General features: G+C 39.4%; 17 protein-coding genes. 1 reads left to right on the plus strand and 16 read right to left on the minus strand.

Annotation, left to right across the window (positions count from 1 at the left end; all coding sequences use genetic code 11):
* Nucleotides 1-62: 62 nt before the first annotated feature.
* Entirely contained in the window at nt 63-1,148 is a 1,086-nt protein-coding gene (locus H6G77_RS20880) for a sensor histidine kinase (protein WP_396020681.1), read from the minus strand.
* Nucleotides 1,145-2,302, minus strand: coding sequence for an FIST signal transduction protein (locus H6G77_RS20885; protein WP_190592564.1), 1,158 nt, complete (start codon nt 2,300-2,302; stop codon nt 1,145-1,147). Before H6G77_RS20885 ends, H6G77_RS20880 begins: the two co-directional genes overlap by 4 nt.
* Nucleotides 2,303-3,111: 809 nt before the next feature.
* Between H6G77_RS20885 and H6G77_RS20890 the strand changes: the two genes are divergently transcribed.
* A complete protein-coding gene (locus tag H6G77_RS20890; protein WP_190872627.1) occupies nt 3,112-3,579 on the plus strand; it encodes an Hsp20/alpha crystallin family protein in 468 nt (155 codons plus the stop codon).
* A 179-nt stretch (nt 3,580-3,758) separates the two neighbouring features.
* Here H6G77_RS20890 and H6G77_RS20895 read toward each other — a convergent pair whose 3' ends face one another.
* The 14 genes from H6G77_RS20895 to H6G77_RS20955 form a co-directional block, all read right to left on the minus strand.
* Nucleotides 3,759-6,734: a hybrid sensor histidine kinase/response regulator gene (locus H6G77_RS20895; RefSeq protein WP_190592562.1), complete on the minus strand. Its 2,976-nt coding sequence runs from the start codon at nt 6,732-6,734 to the stop codon at nt 3,759-3,761.
* Between the two features lie 74 nt (nt 6,735-6,808).
* Nucleotides 6,809-9,103, minus strand: coding sequence for a methyl-accepting chemotaxis protein (locus H6G77_RS20900; protein ID WP_190872628.1), 2,295 nt, complete (start codon nt 9,101-9,103; stop codon nt 6,809-6,811).
* A gap of 61 nt (nt 9,104-9,164) precedes the next feature.
* Entirely contained in the window at nt 9,165-9,662 is a 498-nt protein-coding gene (locus H6G77_RS20905) for a chemotaxis protein CheW (RefSeq protein ID WP_190872629.1), read from the minus strand.
* Nucleotides 9,663-9,665: 3 nt separating this feature from the next.
* Entirely contained in the window at nt 9,666-10,043 is a 378-nt protein-coding gene (locus H6G77_RS20910; RefSeq protein WP_190592559.1) for a PleD family two-component system response regulator, read from the minus strand.
* 32 nt (nt 10,044-10,075) lie between these two features.
* A complete protein-coding gene (locus H6G77_RS20915) occupies nt 10,076-11,128 on the minus strand; it encodes a response regulator (RefSeq protein WP_190671553.1) in 1,053 nt (350 codons plus the stop codon).
* Between the two features lie 556 nt (nt 11,129-11,684).
* Nucleotides 11,685-11,822 (minus strand): hypothetical protein, encoded by a 138-nt coding sequence (locus H6G77_RS20920; protein WP_190872630.1) that lies wholly within the window; start codon nt 11,820-11,822, stop codon nt 11,685-11,687.
* Between the two features lie 947 nt (nt 11,823-12,769).
* On the minus strand, nt 12,770-12,949 hold the full coding sequence (locus tag H6G77_RS36505) for a DUF6760 family protein (RefSeq protein WP_313934165.1): 180 nt from the start codon (nt 12,947-12,949) through the stop codon (nt 12,770-12,772).
* Nucleotides 12,913-13,284: a phage tail assembly protein gene (locus H6G77_RS20925; protein ID WP_190872631.1), complete on the minus strand. Its 372-nt coding sequence runs from the start codon at nt 13,282-13,284 to the stop codon at nt 12,913-12,915. The genes H6G77_RS36505 and H6G77_RS20925 overlap by 37 nt, the downstream gene beginning before the upstream one ends.
* Before the next feature lie 48 nt (nt 13,285-13,332).
* A complete protein-coding gene (locus H6G77_RS20930) occupies nt 13,333-13,641 on the minus strand; it encodes a hypothetical protein (RefSeq protein WP_190592555.1) in 309 nt (102 codons plus the stop codon).
* Nucleotide 13,642: 1 nt separating this feature from the next.
* The gene (locus H6G77_RS20935) at nt 13,643-14,134 is read right to left on the minus strand and encodes a phage tail protein (protein ID WP_190592554.1); all 492 of its coding nucleotides are present in this window, start codon (nt 14,132-14,134) and stop codon (nt 13,643-13,645) included.
* Nucleotides 14,135-14,240: 106 nt separating this feature from the next.
* On the minus strand, nt 14,241-14,705 hold the full coding sequence (locus H6G77_RS20940; protein WP_190592553.1) for a phage tail protein: 465 nt from the start codon (nt 14,703-14,705) through the stop codon (nt 14,241-14,243).
* Nucleotides 14,706-14,760: 55 nt separating this feature from the next.
* Complete coding sequence (locus H6G77_RS20945; protein ID WP_190592552.1) at nt 14,761-15,246, minus strand: phage tail protein; 486 nt, start codon at nt 15,244-15,246, stop codon at nt 14,761-14,763.
* An 87-nt stretch (nt 15,247-15,333) separates the two neighbouring features.
* Entirely contained in the window at nt 15,334-17,004 is a 1,671-nt protein-coding gene (locus tag H6G77_RS20950) for a phage tail sheath C-terminal domain-containing protein (RefSeq protein WP_190872632.1), read from the minus strand.
* Between the two features lie 102 nt (nt 17,005-17,106).
* Nucleotides 17,107-17,649 (minus strand): Pvc16 family protein, encoded by a 543-nt coding sequence (locus H6G77_RS20955; protein ID WP_190671559.1) that lies wholly within the window; start codon nt 17,647-17,649, stop codon nt 17,107-17,109.
* Nucleotides 17,650-18,099 lie beyond the last annotated feature (450 nt).

Consider the following 18,099-nt stretch of genomic DNA (forward strand, 5'->3'; position numbering starts at 1 on the left):
CTTCATAGACAATCTTTGTGCGTAAGTCCTGATAAATAGTGCCTGGAGGCTATGCAATGGAACTAATTAAGAGATTGTCTGAGAGGAATTTGAATGACAAATTCTGTTCCTTGTCCGGGTGTCGAAAAAAATTCTAACTTACCGCCATGTTTTTCGGTAACAATTTGGTAACTGATAGCCAGTCCCATTCCTGTTCCCTTACCAATAGGTTTTGTGGTGAAAAATGGGTTAAAAATTTGTGTCTGAATGGCGGCGGGAATGCCATTGGCATTATCAGCGATCGCAATTTTGACCCACTTGGAATCAATTAAGTCAGTACGGATTGTAATGCAACTGGGATGATTCTCGATTGCTTGATAAGTTCGTTTGGTATTAAATTCTGCGATCGCATCAAGGGCATTTACCAGAATATTCATAAATACCTGATTCATCTGCCCAGCGTAGCACTCTACAGTTGGTAAATCACCATAGTCTTTAATAATTAAGATTTCTGGGTTTTGCTCATTAGCTTTCAGACGGTGTTGCAAAATCAACAATGTGCTATCAATTCCTTCATGAATATCAACTGCTTTGAACTCACTTTCATCTAACCGAGAAAAGTTCCTGAGTGATAATACTATTTCCCGAATGCGTTCTGTCCCAATATTCATTGAGTACAGTACCTTAGTGACATCTTGTTTGAGAAACTCTAAATCAATGATGTGACTTTCTTTTTGAATTTCGGCTGGTGGGTTAGGAAAGTAATGCTGATAAAGTTGAAGCAGACGCAGCAAGTCATGAATATAGCCCTGGATATGACTGAGATTGCCGTAAATAAAGCTTACAGGATTGTTAATCTCGTGAGCAATACCCGCTACCATTTGACCCAAAGCCGACATTTTTTCGCTTTGAATCATCTGAACTTGCATTTGATGTAAACTATGCAAAGTATTTTCTAGCTCTTGGCTTCTTTGCTGTAAGTTATTTTGTGAAGTTTCTAACTCACAAATGACTTTTTTAAGGAGAAATTCTTTAGTCGCAATATCAGATTCTACCTGCCGACGTTCAGTTTCGCAGCGTTCCAACTTTTTTCGCAAGATTCGGTTTGTCTTTTCCAACTCTTGCATTTGTATGGAATTAGGATAATCATCCATACGTCCATTACTCATTTTGTTCCCATTAGCAGTGTGACAAAGGTTTTGTTATGAAATTGAGTTTGGCCTTTAGTCATCAAAGGTGCAATTTCACCATAAGCATAAAAACCACAGCAAGGTAAAGTTGGTGGTAAGTGAGTTTTGACAAGTTTATACTCTTCACTAGCCATAGTTCCCAAAATTCGCCGTCTAGCAGCACAAGATATAAGTAAAGCCGCCGTTGGTTCTAACCCAGGATAATTAACAAGAGCATTTTTTAAAGATGCCTCAGAAGCTAATAGAATATCTTGACGGTTTGCATCAGTAATCTGGACAATAGCTTGTTCGGGAATATCTGAGAAAAAAGTCACACTACCAGATTCTTGATCGTAGCCATTGGGCGCACGCATATAAAAATGTTCTTGATCCTCAAAAACGGCTAGGGCGTGAATTGCATAGTTGGCTGTAAATCGTTCTTCGCCTAGATAGTGCTGATAGAAATCTAATGCACGTTGTCCATCAATTTCATAGACGACATTACCATCTACTTTTGTGACACAACTACGTTGACTAATAGGAGTCCAGCCACTAGCTACTCCGTGGGAAAATAATAATTTTCCATAAAATATTAATACTGGAATTGAATCATTTAAAACTTCATCTTGAAAAAATTGGTAGGTTTTGTCAAAGGTATAATCATCAGCAGACATACCGCCAATAATGGGAATCTGCCCTCCGAGACTTTGTTTTAAACCTTCTAAAATTAACACTCCATTACTGGTTAAACTATCGGGAAAGGTCAAGCATAATTGTGGTGTAGATGTAGTATGGGCTGTTGCTTGAGCGATCGCTTGTTGAGCAGACAAAGCCGGATTTTTCGATGCTTCTCGTCCCACACCTGCGTAAATTTCCACTTCGTCTGTAGCAAAGAGCATTAAAGTTAAAGAATCTTGTTGAAATTCCAAAATTGAGGATATTTCACCATTCGTAGTGCCGCCAATTAACTGAATTCCTGGAAAAATTCGTTGAATATGTTGCAAAATTAAAGTATGTTCAAAGTCAATCGCACTGAATAAAATTCCCGCTTGGGGAATTAACCCACCGAGAGAGGTGGTACATTTTTGAATAACTTCTGCGATCGCATTTTCAGAATCAGGATCATTACTGTGTCCTACAACAACTTGAAACATAACACCTCATTATCAGTTTTATTGATGATTCTCAGAACTTAGGTAGAAAGTTTCCTGTTGATATGGGTGTAAGATTTCCGTTTATCTACAACCTATACCCCTGTACTCTTGATGCAGTCCTTATTTTTTGTCTGACTGCATAAGTGATCACTGTGTTAACCCAATTTAGATGTCAACACATCACAACCTATATTTAGATTGCCCACTTACACACACTAAATCTCTATTCAGCTAAACTTTGATCAATAGAATACACACATAGAGCGTGCTAGTATAAAATAAATTAATAGTAATATCTTGTTCAGCGAGACGAGGGTTACAGCCAAGAGTAAGGAGTAATGATAAATACCCCTTATACCAATTCTTCATGAAGCGCCAAAGTAGAGAATAAAGTGCATCTTCATCAAGAAACGGTATTACTTATAAGACTTAGGCAAAATCATGAAAAAGCGTAGACGTTTTCTTCTGCTACCCGCAGGTTAGAAAACAAAGTTATAAGAGTTTGAGAAAAGTATGGCGTAAATTTTAACTCATTACTTATTACTCACTACCCCATTACTTAGAAAAAGCGAAACTAACTTTACTGAGCGAAAAGGTACAAAATCAAAACTATATTAAGTGGGTACGGTTATTGCGATCGCACTTTGTTATAAAACCGAACCTCTAGCTAGAATATTTTAAGCTAAAGTGTAATCAAGAAGCTTGAGATTAGGCTTGATATTCCAAAAAGATTCAACTATTACTGACCGACAAATAAGCCTGTAATTAAGCTTCATTATCCCAAATCTTGCATTTTAGGGGTGATAGATATGGCACTTATTCGTTGGGAACCGTTTCGTGATATTGAACGCCTAGAACCATTCCGAGAACTGGAAACTTTACAAAGGCAAATGAATCGTCTGTTTGATAGACTAGCACCTACAAATGGTGGTGAAAGAACAGCATTTAATTTTGTCCCGGCTGCTGAAATTGAAGAAACAGACGATACCATTCATCTGCGGCTAGAAGTACCAGGACTAGATGCCAAAGATATCAATGTTGAAGTTACACCAGAAGCAGTTTCTATTAGTGGTGAACGTAAATCTGAAACTAAAATTGAGGAAAAAGGCATCAGTCGTTCGGAATTCCGTTATGGCAGATTTCAAAGAATAATTCCATTACCTTCTTTAGTTCAACATGACAAAGTAGAAGCGGAATATAAAGATGGTATTCTGCGGTTAACTTTGCCAAAATCAGAAGCAGAAAAACAAAAAGTAGTCAAGGTTAATATCGGTTAACATCCTTCAAGATAAAACAGGACTGAAGCATTAAGATCAGTTGTGCTAGAGACGTTGTATACAACGTCTCTACTTGATTTTATAGAAAGGAGGGAAAATTCCCGCGATCGCAGTAATGAGTAATGAGTCATAAATTTACTTATTACTCATTACTGAATCCTCAGTGCTGTAAGTCCTATTTAATTAGAAGCTGCACTCTCGGCTATATTACCAATGAGTTGTTCTAGGGTACGGAGTAGTTCTTGCTCATTATAAGGTTTAGAAAAATAAGCCCTAGCACCTAGCTGCATTGCCATTCGGCGATGTTTATCGCTGCTACGGGAAGTCAGCATGGCAACGGGGATATTTTTCAAATCACCATTGTTTTTGACTTTGCCTAAAAATCCATACCCGTCCAGACGCGGCATTTCAATATCACAAATGACGGCGGCAATTTGTAAGCCTGTTTCGAGTTTTTCTAAAGCGTCTTGTCCGTCTTTGGCTTGTTCTACTTGATAGCCACCTTTTTCTAAGGTAAGTGCTAAGAAACGGCGGACGTTAATAGAGTCATCGATGATTAAAATCTTGCCTTTGGGCTTGGGAGGTAAGGCTGCGAGTTTTTCGCTGTCAACGAACAGGAAGGGTGTTTTTAATCGGACGGAGGGTAATTGATTGTTTTTCGGGGTATTTTGATTGGTAGCAATCCAATAGAGTAATTCATTGGCACTGACTAAGGCCACAACTCTCCCATCACCGAGAATTGTGCAGTTACTAAAGCCTTCTGGTAAGGGTATGTTCCCTTCAACTTGGCGGATAGCAACTTCTTGTTCACCCCAGCAACGGTCTACTTGAATGGCAACGGTTTGATTGTTACCTTTAACGATTAAGACGCTGTTGGCGTTGATGGCGGCGGGAGTTTCCAGTTCGGGACTGTCGTAGCGGGGACAGTTAAATTCCAGATATTGTCCCAGGCGAATTAATGGCAGCATTGTACCTTGCCAGTTGATGACTTCGCTACCTCCCATTGAGATGATGCGATCGCTTTGGAGTAAAAATACTTCTGAGATGACATCGGTGGGAAATGCCAGCAATATTTTACCTGTTTCGACTAACAGCACTCTCGCCACAGATAAGGTAAAGGGTACTGATAAGGTGAAAGTCGTACCAACGCCGGGTTCAGTGTCAACTGTGATATCGCCACGTACCAGTTTCAGGTTGTTGCGTACCACATCCATCCCTACACCACGCCCAGATAAGGCGGTGACTGTTTCGGAGGTACTAAACCCTGGTTCAAAGATTAGTGATAGTAGTTCATCATCACTGGCACTTTCTAATAATGAACTATCTAACCCCATTGCTAAGGCGCGAGAACGAATTTTTTCTAAAGAAATTCCGCGTCCATCATCGCGCATACTAATAATAGTTCGATTACTGCGATGAGTGGCGTGAATTTCGATTAATCCTTGTTCTGGTTTACCTAAGTGGTGGCGGGTGGCTGGTTCTTCAATGCCATGATCAAAAGCATTTCTTAATAAGTGCATTAAGGGGTCATTTAATGCTTCTAAAATGCTGCGTTCAATTAAAGTATTACCGCCTTCAATTTTTAGCTGGACATTTTTGCCATACTCGACATTTAAGTCACGGATAGCTCTAGGAAAACGCTCGACTAATTCGGAAATTGGTCGCATCCGCACTTGATTGAGTTTGGTTTGTAATTGCTTGGATGTTTTGTTTAATTTGCGAGCAATTAAATCGGCATCATCGGCACTTAATTGAATGTCGGTGGAGACTTCTTGCACCTGGACAATTGTTTCGGCGATATCTTGCGATCGCAAATGAATTTCTTCGAGAGAGTGATGCGTGGTGGATAAGGGCTGAGTAGTGAGTACTGAGTGCTGAGTATCTATTTCTGAACTGTTATTTTGCCGGATACTAGCTGATATCACACGGTTATACGCCATGCGTAATTCTTGATTTTCTCTATCCAGATTCTGCACTCTCTGTCCGAGATTACGTGAGAGTTTACGTAATTTTTCTAGTTGCGAATGCAGTCCGTTTCTCTGGACAATTAGTTCACTAAATAAATCATTAATTTGTTCTAGTTGTTTACTAGGAACTCGGACTGTATTTTCGGAATGTTCACGGTCTTTGCTGGGAGCAATTAATTCAGTTTTATGTTCAGCAATAATATTGTTAATTTCCGGCAGATTCACAGGATGAATATCTGCTTCTACAGGTACAAAATTACTTGCAGCTATTTCGATTTCTTGGTGAATTACAGGTATTTCGACTAATTCTATTTCTGGGTGAACGCCGTTATCTGTCGCCAAGAATTGAGCGATGGCATCTGCGGTTGACAGTGGCGCAGTTTGATTATAAGTTGTGGAAGTAGTTGGTATTTCACTCAACTCAATTGCCCTAGGTAGACTATCGAGTTGATTGGTTAAAACTAAAGCTTGCGATCGCCGCCATGTTTGCAATGCTATCTGAGCAATGTCTGAGATGCGCTCTGGTGCGGCAGATTCTATTGTTTGTTTAATAGAATCACACAGTTGGCTAAAGGCTGACAATTGCAGCATTTCTCCCAAACCGCCTAATTCCGCCGCCATAATCGCCACTTCTTCTTGCAAGCAAGGTTGTTGACTATCAGCCAACACAGCTTCTAAACGTTGCAGACAACCTTCAACTTCAGTTTCAAATAATAAAGGAATAATATTCTGTCCATCTTCTGGGGACAACATTGTTGTCGCATCTTCGGGAGTAGGATCACCCAAACGTTGATAAAGTTCATCAAAAACAGGATAACAAAAACTTGTTAACCATTCTTCTTCTATAGCACTTTGGGTTGATAATAATTCAACAATTTGCCGCATCCAATCAATTGCTGAAAGTAATAAACTTTGCAATTGTTGGTCAATTTCTAAAGAACTTTTGCGGGTTTTTAAAACTTTAAAGGCATCTTCTAAACGGTGTGCTAAATCACTTAACACCCGAAATCCCATCATTGCCGCACCACCTTTAATAGAGTGGGCAGCGCGGAGTGCGCCATTAATTTTTTCTAAATCTATACGATGGCTGGTATCGATTTCTAGTAAGACTGCCTCTAAGGTATTGAGGTAATCTGTGGCTTCTTCCAGAAATTGCATCTGGATTTCTAATTCTTTATCTTGTGACATGATTTTTAATAATTAGTCATTGGTCATTAGTCACTTGTCATTTGTCATTCGTCAACAAAGGACAAGTGACAAAATCAATTCACTTTAAAAGTCTCAACAGTCTCTTGCAACTTATGAGAAATTTCGACAGTTTGTTTGAGAGATTGGCAAACAGAGCTAGAAGAATCTCTGGTACGCTGAGAAATGGCAGCGATTTCTTGCATTAACAAGCTGACAGTTTGCGATGTTTGCACTTGAGATGCAGTTGCAGAAGAAATAGACTGTACTAAAGAATCAATTTGACGAGAAACATCAAAAATCTGTCCGAGATTTTGTTTGGCTTCTTCTACTACCCGCGCACCTTCACCAACTTGGGTAGTACCAATTTCCATCGCCTGCACAACGGCGCTGGTTTCTCGTTGAATGTTCTCGACAATTTGTTCAATTTCTTGGGTAGCTGCGGCGCTACGGGCTGCTAACTCACCTACTTCTTCGGCTACCACAGCAAAACCTTGTCCTTCTTCACCTGCGCGGGCGGCTTCGATACCTGCGTTGATGGCGAGTAAGTTGGTTTGCATGGCAATTTGATTAATTAAAGAGACGACGCGAGAAATTTGTTGGGAAGACTCGCCTAAACGTTTAACTTTTTGGGCGGTTTCGCCGACAGTTTCCCGCAGAGACAGAATATTCTGCACTGTTAAATACATCGCTTCTTCACTCTTAGAAGCATTTTGGGCGGCGTTATTCGCCACGGTAGCGGCTTGTTCCGCACTATTGGCTACTGCTTGCATAGAATGAGTCATATTATCCACAGCATCTAAGGCGCGGTTAATTTCCTCGGCTTGTACTAGGGCTTCGTCTGCAAGTTTTTGAATAGCTGTTTCGTTGGAACCAATAGCCGTGTTGACTTGGGTAGCTGCTTGTTTAACTTGGGTGACGATATCCCGCAAACTCTCGACAATAGAGTTGAAAAAGTCAGCCACAGTGCCAATTTCGCCATCTGTAACATCTGCGCGGACTGTTAAGTCACCTCTAGCTGCACCTTCGATGTCGTTGAGTAGTTCTAAGAGTTGCAGTTGTAAGGCTTCTTGTGTGGGACGTTCTTCTGGGGATGTGGCTTGAATGATGGTTTTGGTATGGTCAATTTCAACTTTTTCGTTGACTAATACCTGCAATTTGGCAGCCATGTGATCAATATTGGCACTTAATACGCCTAATTCGTCTTCTCTTTGGGAGGCGAGGCGGGTGTTGAGTTCACCTTGTCCGAGTTTGGCGACGGCGGCGGTGGCATTGATGATGGGCTGTGTGGTACGTTTGGCTAACCAAGCTGCGATCGCTGCTACAATTATTCCAATCAAGGCTATGCCAATCGTGACAATCCACAACAATTGTTGTTGTGTACCGTATAAAATTGCCGCATCATTGATGAGTAATACTTGCCAATTTAAATCAGATAAACCTGCAATTTTGGGTGCTGGGACGTAACTAATTAATTGCCGTTTACGCTGGCTTTGGGGAACGGTTGTGAGTGTAGCAATATTATTGGTGGTGAGAATTTTGGCTAAACCAGGATATTCGGCTTTTGCTTCTTTGCCTAATAATTCTGGGCGTGAACTTAAGAAAACTTTGCCAGAGTTATCTATTAAAGCATATTGATAACCATTCACAGCATAGTTTTTGAGGGTTTCGGCTAAAGCTTTGGTTGGGAGACTAGTTCTGACTATGCCTAAAGTTTTACCTGTGGTGCTATTTTTAATTGGGGCAGCAAGATAAATATCACTAGACTTTTCTGGCTGTATAATCACAGCCGCATCTTTGAGTAGTGTCGCCTGAAAATAACTATTGTCTTTTTGGTTCTCTATCGGTTCACCCGAAGATTGAACAATCACATTGCCTTCGGTATCAAAGACCGCAATACTATTATAATTTTGATAATTGGTGAGGATTTTATCGAGTAACGCCTGCTTTTCTGAATTATTAGTATTGCTGGTGAGGTTGCCCTTGGCAAATAAAGGCGAGTTAGCCAGGATTTGAATATCTCCATATCTGTCGGACATAAAGCGGTTAACTTTCTCAGTTAAATCAACAGCTTCCGTCGTTTGAGATTGGGTAATTTGTTTGGTTAAGGATTTACTGGTTAGATGGTAGGCGATCGCACCAATGAATAAGGCTGGTATAGTACTGATGGCGATCGCTAAAATTGTGGCTTTAGTTTCTAAACTCAGCCTTTTAAAATTCCCACCCAAATTCGGCTGTGTTTCGCCATCAGAAGTAACTGTCTGAGAACTAGTCTTCAGAGATATCTTATTCTCAGAAACCTTGCTAGATGCAATTAACGAAGCACGATTTATTCCATCACCACTCTTAGCCGTGTCAGTTTTATTAAACATGCTGAACTTCTCCTGCATAGGTACATCAAAAAATATTTAAAGTTATCTGTTATCAGATAACTTAATCACTGCGGAGAATAGAAGACTGCACAATTGCTTGTGCATCTAACGCCAGTAAAATTTCTTCTTGCTGTACAACACATCCGCGCAAATAAGGAACTAAACTAGATGCTACTTGTCCAATTGGGGAATGAATCTCGTCAACCAAAATTTTAGTTGTTCCCTTAATTTCTTGTACAACTAAACCTAAAAGCAGTGATTCTGCTTTAATCACAATGACGTTATACTGTTGTCTTCTTGTATCTATCGCTTCTAAATTCAGCATTCGGGGTAAATCAATCGCCCAAATTATTCGACTACGCCAATTCATCAAGCCTAAAATACATCCCGGCATATTGGGCATAGGTGTTATCGCTTCTACAGGCAAAATCACGGCTTCTTGAGTGTGATTCATTGCCAATATTGCTGATGTTTGTTGATTTAGCTGAAACTTTAAATAGCCATCTCCTAGATGATTTTGGAGTGTTTTTTCCGCAAGGATGACGTTAGTATTATTCATTGATTAAAGCACCACTGATTTAATAGCTCTTAATAACTGTTCTCTGGTGTATGGTTTAGTCAGATACACATCTGCCCCTTGTTTCATAGCCCATAATCTATCAATTTCGAGATTTTTGGAGCTACAAATAACTATGGGTAACTTTTGGGTTGCGGGATTTTTTTTCAGTGAACGGCACAACTCAAAACCGCTCATTCCTGGCATCACAACATCAGTTACAATCACATCTGGCGTTTGTGAAATAGCTTGCTCTAAAGCTTCTTTTGCACCACTAGCTTTGATAACGTTATAGCCACTTTCTTTGAGATAATGGCTCATCAATTCTAATTCGCTGGGTGAATCTTCAACAATTAAAATTGTGCCAACCAAAGTTAAACTCACTCCTAATTCTCCTTATTGTAGTTAAGATAGTATTATTTAATATGTTTAAACACAATTTTCAGCAATTCTGATTGAGTAAAAGGTTTAGTTAAATAGCCAGATGATCTGACCATTTTGGCTTTTGCTCTATCAATAAATCCTGTCCTTCCAGTCACCATAATGATGGGTGTATTTTTAAAGGCTGAATGCCTACGTAACAATGAACAAAGTTCATAACCATCTAAGTTAGGCATTTCAACATCTAGCAAAATCAAGTCAGGCTTACTGCGGAGAATCTGCATTAATGCCTTAACTGGATCATTAATTGTCACCACTGAAAATGTATTTTCATCTAAAAATAATTTGATAGAATTTAATACAGTTTGACTATCATCAATACAGGCAACTGTACATAAGCTATTTCTTTCTCGTGGCTTGATATGTTTTTGATTGCCATTTTCACCAGAGTCAAAATTGTTATTTTTGGTTAATGTCTTTTTCTGCGATAGTGCATTAATTGAGGGTAAAACTGGCGAACCTTTAGCAACATTCGCTGGTTGCTGGGTATGGTAACGATGTCGTAGTTGTCTTTGGCAATATTCCACTAGCAAACGCAAGTCTAACTGGCAGAATTTTGGTAGTTCATTCCAGGAACTGTCAGGATAAAATTCGTAGGTTCCTTCTTTTAAAATTAAAAATGATTCCAGCACCTCTTTAGCTAATTCGTCTACTAAAGTAGCTGCTTGCATAGAACTAATGTAACGCTGCTCTACTAACCAACAAATTGCTTGGTAATCTGGATATGGGATTGACAGATTTTCATTGGCTGGTTCAAACATCAGTCGCATTTGGACGCGAGTTGCACTATTGAGCGAGGGAATATTTAAACTCAAACGCCGCAACTGATTATCAAGCCTCTCAAACACCTTATCAGATGAAGAAGCATAAGTCAGTTTACCTTCTTCAAGATGAATTGACCATGAAGTTGAACCAGTAAATACACGTAAGCAACCCGTCGCACGCCGACTAGTTAGCTGTGCTAATAAAGATAGTGGATGTAGTTTTTGGATTAACCGGTGACTACTCATAGGAGTTAGATTTTGCATTTACTTCAGCTACATTCAAGACGTTTCATATAAATTCGTACATTTTTAGTTACTATTCCCCATAAAACTCAGTTCTTGCGTCAAAAATACTACAAATACTTAAGTTTAAATTTAGGGGATCGTAACTTGATGCTGTGGCTGTTGGCATTTACATCTTTTATTTATATGGGTAATGAAAAGTTAAATTAATTACTGCTGTTGAAATTGTCAGCATCAGGAGAGTTAACTTTACCAACAGTAAAAATTAAAACTATCCCCTGACTTTTCATCAACTTTTAGATAAGCAAATCTTAAAGAACACTGCTAAATTAGCAAAATTTAACTAGATTTTTCTCAGTGGTTACACTTAAAAAAAATCAGCTTTGTCCAAATCCGACATAATGTAATGTTTAGTTAAGTAAGATTACCGGGAATTTACATAAATTCATCGGATGTAATCACCTCTAGTCGTTGTTAGCGGAATTGTCTATATGATTCCCACGGAAAGTCTAAATATTGGTTGTCTTAATGAAACTTCAACAGTTTACTTGCTAGACTATTTGCTTGACACGTAGTACTATAAAGCAAAATGTAAGTATTTCAACAATTTTTTGTAAACTCGGATAAAATTACGGATGTAATAAACTTGGGTGAATATTCTGAGTGTGATTGACTTATGTGCGATCGCCAAACAAGTAAGCTCAGATTTCGTCATAATATGACACTGCAAAGATGTACAAAAAAAGGCTTGGGTGAACCAAGCCTTTATGTATACCAAGCATTTACTACACCAAGCTTAATTTATCCCAGGTCATCCGTTAGTTCATCTCTCTAAAGGATGTATACAAATAATTAAATAACTGATAATACCAAAATCAAAAAGTAGCTTTTTCGGCTTAAACTACCCATCAATAAACATAAATATATTTTTCCAAAAATCCAACAACAAAAAAGGTTTGGTCAAGAGCCAAACCTTAAAAATTGCTGTGCTTAACAACGTACTCAATTAATTTATGATTTTCTTTCATAGACCTCATCTATCTTGAGGATGTACCTAAATAACAGGCAAATTGATATGAGCTTAAGACAAAAAGTAACCACTTCTAAATAACACATAAATTGCGGGCATATTACATAATATAAATACAGCAAATATTTTAATAATTACTACTTTGAAAATAAATTTGTTTGTCTCAAAAATATGAAAAAGGCTTGGACATTAGCCAAGCCCATATATACCAGGTGTTTACCATATCTAGATAATTTATCTCCTTACTAGATGTAGTTCATCTTCCTTCTAGTTGTGTACAAAAATTAGAAATTATGATATGCGAATAACGAAGACAAGGGAGATGTTGATAAATCATTTATGATTACTCTATTAATTTTGACCATAATATATTTCACCTATCTGTCTAAAGATAGAAACAATTTAGTTACATCTGAGATTTATGGTAAAATTTATTCTGAAATAACTAGTGATTTTGTAGCGTTTATTTTCTTACAACACCATCAATCATAAAAAAGGTTTAGCTCAAAGCTAAACCTCTGTAGAAAGCAGTTATTTGACACACCAGAATAAATTTAGACTGAGTTAAATAGTAGGGCATCTTCCTAAAGTATGTACCCAAAAATTTGCCTATATGATATAAAGTTTCTCAGTTACTCTGGCTGGACTATTTTACCGATTTCATTCACCCAGCGTTGACGCTCAGAATGTTCTAAAGTGATAATATCTGCTAAACTCCAGTGGAAATGAAATGCAATACAGGCTACCTCCTCATGTAGTAAATCTGAGGGGTAGCCTATGATTCCCCCGCTAAAGCCAACTCCACTTGAAATTTAGTCTGACATTGGGGACACTGGACAGGAATTTCTGCATCACCTTGCTGATTAATTCGATTGTAAAACTCTCGCAAATATGCCAAATCTTTAGAGAAAAGATTTTCCAGTAAACTTGGAGTAATTTCTGTTAAATCTCCCAAACGAGTAATTACTTGTGAGAGCATAACAATAGCAGCATAAGTGACATTTTCCTGAGCAGCCCGATTTTTTTGGACAATGATTTCATCCTTTGCTGTCGCCAACCGCATCACACCTTGGCGATGCAAATTCCCCTCAGTATCTAATAAACCTCTAGGAAGAGTAAAATTAAATTCTGTATAAATGCTTGTCATTGGTTACTTGTTATTTGTCATTTGTGATTTTCTTCTACTCCCTATTTCCTACTCTCCACTCCCCACTTCTTCTAATTCATTAATTTGACGATAAAAATTTTGTAAATAGCTTAAATCACAGGCGAAAAAATCTTCCACAACCGCAGGTGTCACTTCATCTAAAGCACCTAATTTAGTAATGACACGAGATAAAATAATGACTGTTGCATAAGCTGGATTTGACTTTACACGGGGGTCACGTAAAGGAATAATTTCATCCATCGCTCTGGATAAACGCATCACACCTTTACGGTGTAAATTACCATCTGCATCAAGATACCCTTTCGGTAAAGTAAATTCAAATTCAGTTTGCAACATTCTATGCTACTTTTACTCGTTTTAATTCTTCTACTACTACTTCTATTTCTTCAATTTCATGTTCACTACCAGAGGCACTCACATCATTAATTTTATAATTAGCAGGCCAAGCATTTTTAAATTCTAATCTAAATTTTTCTTCCGCAGCTTGATTATAAATGACCAAAGAACCATCACGTCTTTCGTCACCCCATTTACTTTCTTGTACAGCCGCTAACCAATTCCACATAGTCATAGAAATAGTTAAACCACGCCGTAACACAATATTAGAATAAGATATATTACCAGGGATTTTTGTAGTGATAATTCTACCACTTGTATTACCACTTTTCCCCCAAGTTTGGGGAGTAACTTCGGAAATTTCTATTACTTTTTGTGTAGTTTGAAAACCTTGGCATTCCATAAAATAGCCATCCACAGGTTCTTGGCTACCAGTAAGCTTTAATTCCAGATAAAATCGGCTATTCGTCAGAATTTCGGGAAAGTCAGCCATATATTTTACTATATAAAATATGAAATAAAAGTCTGAAGTGGGAAGGTAGGAGGCAAAAGGTATGATTTTAATTTCATACTTCACACTTCACACTTCACACTTCTACTTACTTCTTCCTTTCAAAATAAGTAAAACCAACTGTGACTGTTTCGGTTAATAAATCACCACTACCTGCTGTAAAATCACCTGTTCCGTAGCTGGTAGGAAAGACATCTGTAAATTCGTATTGAATTTTTTCTTGCTCGCCATCATAGATAGAAAGTTTACCTAATTTCCGGCTCTTGCGTCCTTCTGATTTACCACCTGAAAGAGCTTCAGCATGGCATTTGTTATACCAATCAAGCAGTTGTTTAGAATCAGCAGTTGCTACACACTCAATGGTGATTTCTGAGCATTCTACACCACCGATAGTAGCTTGGGTTTGAGTTTTACCATCTTTGGTGACACCAATAGGTGCATCTCCACCTGCAACTATCATTTTCATTTGCATTCCACTGATTTTCTGAATTAAAATTTCTGTCAGTCCGTCAGCTTCCCAGTAGAACTTGGCATTAGAGATATACTCTGGCATAAATCAACCTCCAGATAAATAGGTAATAATTAATTAACTAAAAATTAGGCAAAATCTATTTTTTGCGATTCATATTTTCACAAGTTAAAGTGTAAGTTTCTTCAATATAATCGTTGCCATTCACATCTAAATCTCCGATTTTATATTGAGAAGGCCAAGCTTCTTTTAATTCCCAACGCATTACTTCATTGCCATCAGTATCGTAGGCAACTATAGCTCCAGTTTTTTTACTGTCTGCCCATTTGCCTTCACCTTTTTCAGTTTTGGGCATACATTTTTTAAACCAATCATACATTTTTTTGCTGGTGCTATCACTATCTCCACTCATGAGGGTAGAAACGTCAATTGTAAATAGTCCTTCAAATCCAGCCGAGTTAATTTGTCTGACAGTAACGCCACCTTTTGTAGACATTAAAGGTTTATCTTGACCTTTGACTTTAGCTTCAAATTTGACACCACCAATTTTGCTAAAAGCCATATCGGTCATGCCATCAATTTCAAAGTAGAAATTACTAGCAGCAATTGGTTTTAATTCAGGCATCTTTGTAGTTCCTTAGTTTGTAATAGAGGGTACAAGGGTGTGAGGGTGTAGGGGAATATGGTTTCCCTTACACCTCTGCACCTACTTTTATTGGTTAGGAGACCATTGACTAAAGCGGAAGATGACAAATTCCGCCGGACGCACAGGACAAACACCAACTTCGATGTACAACCGCCCCAACATCATGGTTTCGTGGGTATTAATGCTGGAGTCGCATTTGACGTAAAAAGCTTCCGCAGCCGAAGCACCAAATAAAGCACCTTCCCGCCAGAGTCTTTCTAGGAAGTTACTGACGGTACGAGTCACACGCGCCCATAAGTCTTGGTCGTTGGGTTCAAATACTACCCATTGAGTACCGAGTTCTACGGATTTCTCGATATAGCTCATCAAGCGGCGGACACTGATATAACGCCATTGCACGTTATCTGGTTCGACCAATGTGCGAGCGCCCCAAATGCGGATACCACGGTTGGGGAAAGTACGGATACAGTTAATACCTAGAGGGTTGAGTAATTCTTGTTCGCGGAGGTTGGTTTCGTAGGCTAAACCAATGACTCCTCTGGGTGTATCGTTGGCGGGTGCTTTGTAGACACCGCGAGTTTCATCGGTGCGACACCAAACGCCCAGCATGTGACCGGCGGGAGGAATTAAAATTGGTCTACCACCGTTACGGGGGTTGGGGACTTTAATCCAAGGATAGTAGAGGGCGGCAAATTGCGATCGCCTATTAAATGCACTCAACCACTGAGCAATATGCTGGGGCTTCACCTGGGTGGGAGGTACAGCCGCGCCACCGCCTTTACATGGGGGTGGGTCTAATACTACCATCCGGTTGGGGGCAGTATTTTCACACATACTCACCATCGCTTCCATGATGCCGTGGACTTGATCCAAATCCAAGATGCCGTTTTGATAAGCCCGCATCAAGTCAGGGAAAGCAATCATGGTAACTTCATCAATTTCAAAGATACCTTGCATCCCGGTGCGATCGTCTCTCACACCTTGCACATCTCTGGGGAAACGGTCAGGGGTGGAAACTACTGGCGGTGGACTAACTTCGTAATTACCGTTAGCTGGACGGCGAGACAGGGGTTGTCCTGGTGTTTCTAAGTCTGCAACCGTGACAAATTGCGAATCTTGCAAAGCTGTCACCGCATAACTACCCACAGCCGCATCAATTTGCGGGTTCATGGATAAGTGGTCGTATTCTTCTAGAATTTCACCGTTGCGGCTAATTAAGACTTTGAAAAATTCACCAGTATTTGCGGGTGGTTCTGCTTCTGGGTTTTCTGGCGGACGCGGTTCACTTTCCGTTACAGAAACGTTAATTCTGCCTTCTGCACCACCGTCATCATCATCTTCAGCCGGCTTAAGGGCAAAACTTAAAGCAGGACGGTTCCCACTGGTACGAATTTTTAAGGCGGTTTCTTCTGGCGGTGGTGGCTGAGAACCGGGTAGTTTTGTACCGATACTCGCTACCCAACAACGTCCACCACCGTTGAGGAACCAACCATTTACCGCAAAAGGTAAATAAGCATCAAAATCGGTGTAACCATCAGAACCTTGTTTAGCAAAGTATTCTAAATATTCGTTCCACGATGTCACCAGCATCGGTTTAAACAATTCCGCATCGCCTCTGACATCTTCGGTAAAACCGATAAAGCCGGCGATATTCGTACTTACCCCTTCTATGGGGCGACTACCTCGGTCTACTTCTTCAACGTAGACACCAGGTGCAAAATAATCTAATCTTGGCATAACACTTGGTTTTCCTATTTTTTGAAGTGCTGAGTGCTGAGTGCTGAGTTAAAAGTAAAAATACTAGCCTCTAACCCCTAACCCCTAGCCTCTCTTCACACTTCATACTTTTTTTGTTGGTTTTGAAAAGTCAACCAAACTTGGCTCAGTGACAAAATCACTATCCAGGTTTAGGGGAATTGTTAATGTCACATACAAAGCTGGACGCAATGGTACTCCTAACGCATTCCACAAAGCCGCAGCATCCAAAGGATGAATAGCAGAAACGGTCATTGCTAATTCGCCATGACCGCGCAGTGCTGGAGCCAGCACCTCTTCTCGTAATGAATGATGATGCAAAAGTAGTATTAATGCCTCGGATAAGATACGCTGTTCACTTAAACTGGTAAAATCCCAAGCACTTACCAAAAATGAGAGTTCAAACCACCTTGGTGTTAATAAGAATAATTTCCTTTTGTCTGCCGGTTGCTGACAATTAGACTGTTGTTTGTCAACACTTTCTTGAATGTTGTAACAATATAAATTCAGTCTAGGGTTGATATTCTGTTTCACACCAGGATGGTTGAAATCAATTTGCTCTGTACTGAGCAGGGAAATCCCGCCAGCTAAAATTTTTGCTAAAGTCTGGGTAGCAGCTGGGATCATAAAACACAACAGCAGGGTGACTGAAATGCTCCCTTAATCACTCTGGCTGGTAGGTTTTTACCGCCAGTATGAATCTATGGAGATTGAAGCGTTCTTACCAGAGTTCCGCAAGCAAAAAGCAACTACTTTGCTACAAGACTTACGGAAGTTGGCGCAATACGGTTCGGCTAACGTTTTAGTATTTTGAGATCCCCCCAACCCCCCTTAAAAAGGGGGGCTGAAAATTATCTTTTACTCCCTTTTTAAGGGGGTCGCCGTAGGCGGGGGGATCTTAACCGAACCGTATTGGAAGGTGGAGGGCTGACAGCACAAAATAAACCTTGGAATCAGGCTTTTTTGTTGGCTAATTTGCCACTATTGGGCTAACTCTTTCTAGCTTAGGGATCTAGATGTCTAGCGTTTATTAGACTTTGGTCGATATTGTAAAATTATTGTTTTAAATTCCCCAAT

Source organism: Aulosira sp. FACHB-615 (assembly GCF_014698045.1).
Lineage (GTDB): Bacteria > Cyanobacteriota > Cyanobacteriia > Cyanobacteriales > Nostocaceae > Nostoc_B.

Bases quoted from the DNA above. Each gene is read 5' to 3' on its own strand.
- H6G77_RS20935 (WP_190592554.1), bottom strand. From the start codon at position 14,134: ATGGCTGACTTTCCCGAAATTCTGACGAATAGCCGATTTTATCTGGAA.
- H6G77_RS20950 (WP_190872632.1), bottom strand. From the start codon at position 17,004: ATGCCAAGATTAGATTATTTTGCACCTGGTGTCTACGTTGAAGAAGTA.
- H6G77_RS20925 (WP_190872631.1), bottom strand. From the start codon at position 13,284: ATGACAAGCATTTATACAGAATTTAATTTTACTCTTCCTAGAGGTTTA.
- H6G77_RS20945 (WP_190592552.1), bottom strand. From the start codon at position 15,246: ATGCCTGAATTAAAACCAATTGCTGCTAGTAATTTCTACTTTGAAATT.
- H6G77_RS20915 (WP_190671553.1), bottom strand. From the start codon at position 11,128: ATGCAAAATCTAACTCCTATGAGTAGTCACCGGTTAATCCAAAAACTA.
- H6G77_RS20895 (WP_190592562.1), bottom strand. From the start codon at position 6,734: ATGTCACAAGATAAAGAATTAGAAATCCAGATGCAATTTCTGGAAGAA.
- H6G77_RS20940 (WP_190592553.1), bottom strand. From the start codon at position 14,705: ATGCCAGAGTATATCTCTAATGCCAAGTTCTACTGGGAAGCTGACGGA.
- H6G77_RS20905 (WP_190872629.1), bottom strand. From the start codon at position 9,662: ATGAATAATACTAACGTCATCCTTGCGGAAAAAACACTCCAAAATCAT.
- H6G77_RS20955 (WP_190671559.1), bottom strand. From the start codon at position 17,649: ATGATCCCAGCTGCTACCCAGACTTTAGCAAAAATTTTAGCTGGCGGG.
- H6G77_RS20880 (WP_396020681.1), bottom strand. From the start codon at position 1,148: ATGAGTAATGGACGTATGGATGATTATCCTAATTCCATACAAATGCAA.
- H6G77_RS20930 (WP_190592555.1), bottom strand. From the start codon at position 13,641: ATGTTGCAAACTGAATTTGAATTTACTTTACCGAAAGGGTATCTTGAT.
- H6G77_RS20885 (WP_190592564.1), bottom strand. From the start codon at position 2,302: ATGTTTCAAGTTGTTGTAGGACACAGTAATGATCCTGATTCTGAAAAT.
- H6G77_RS20900 (WP_190872628.1), bottom strand. From the start codon at position 9,103: ATGTTTAATAAAACTGACACGGCTAAGAGTGGTGATGGAATAAATCGT.
- H6G77_RS20920 (WP_190872630.1), bottom strand. From the start codon at position 11,822: ATGACGAAATCTGAGCTTACTTGTTTGGCGATCGCACATAAGTCAATC.
- H6G77_RS20890 (WP_190872627.1), top strand. From the start codon at position 3,112: ATGGCACTTATTCGTTGGGAACCGTTTCGTGATATTGAACGCCTAGAA.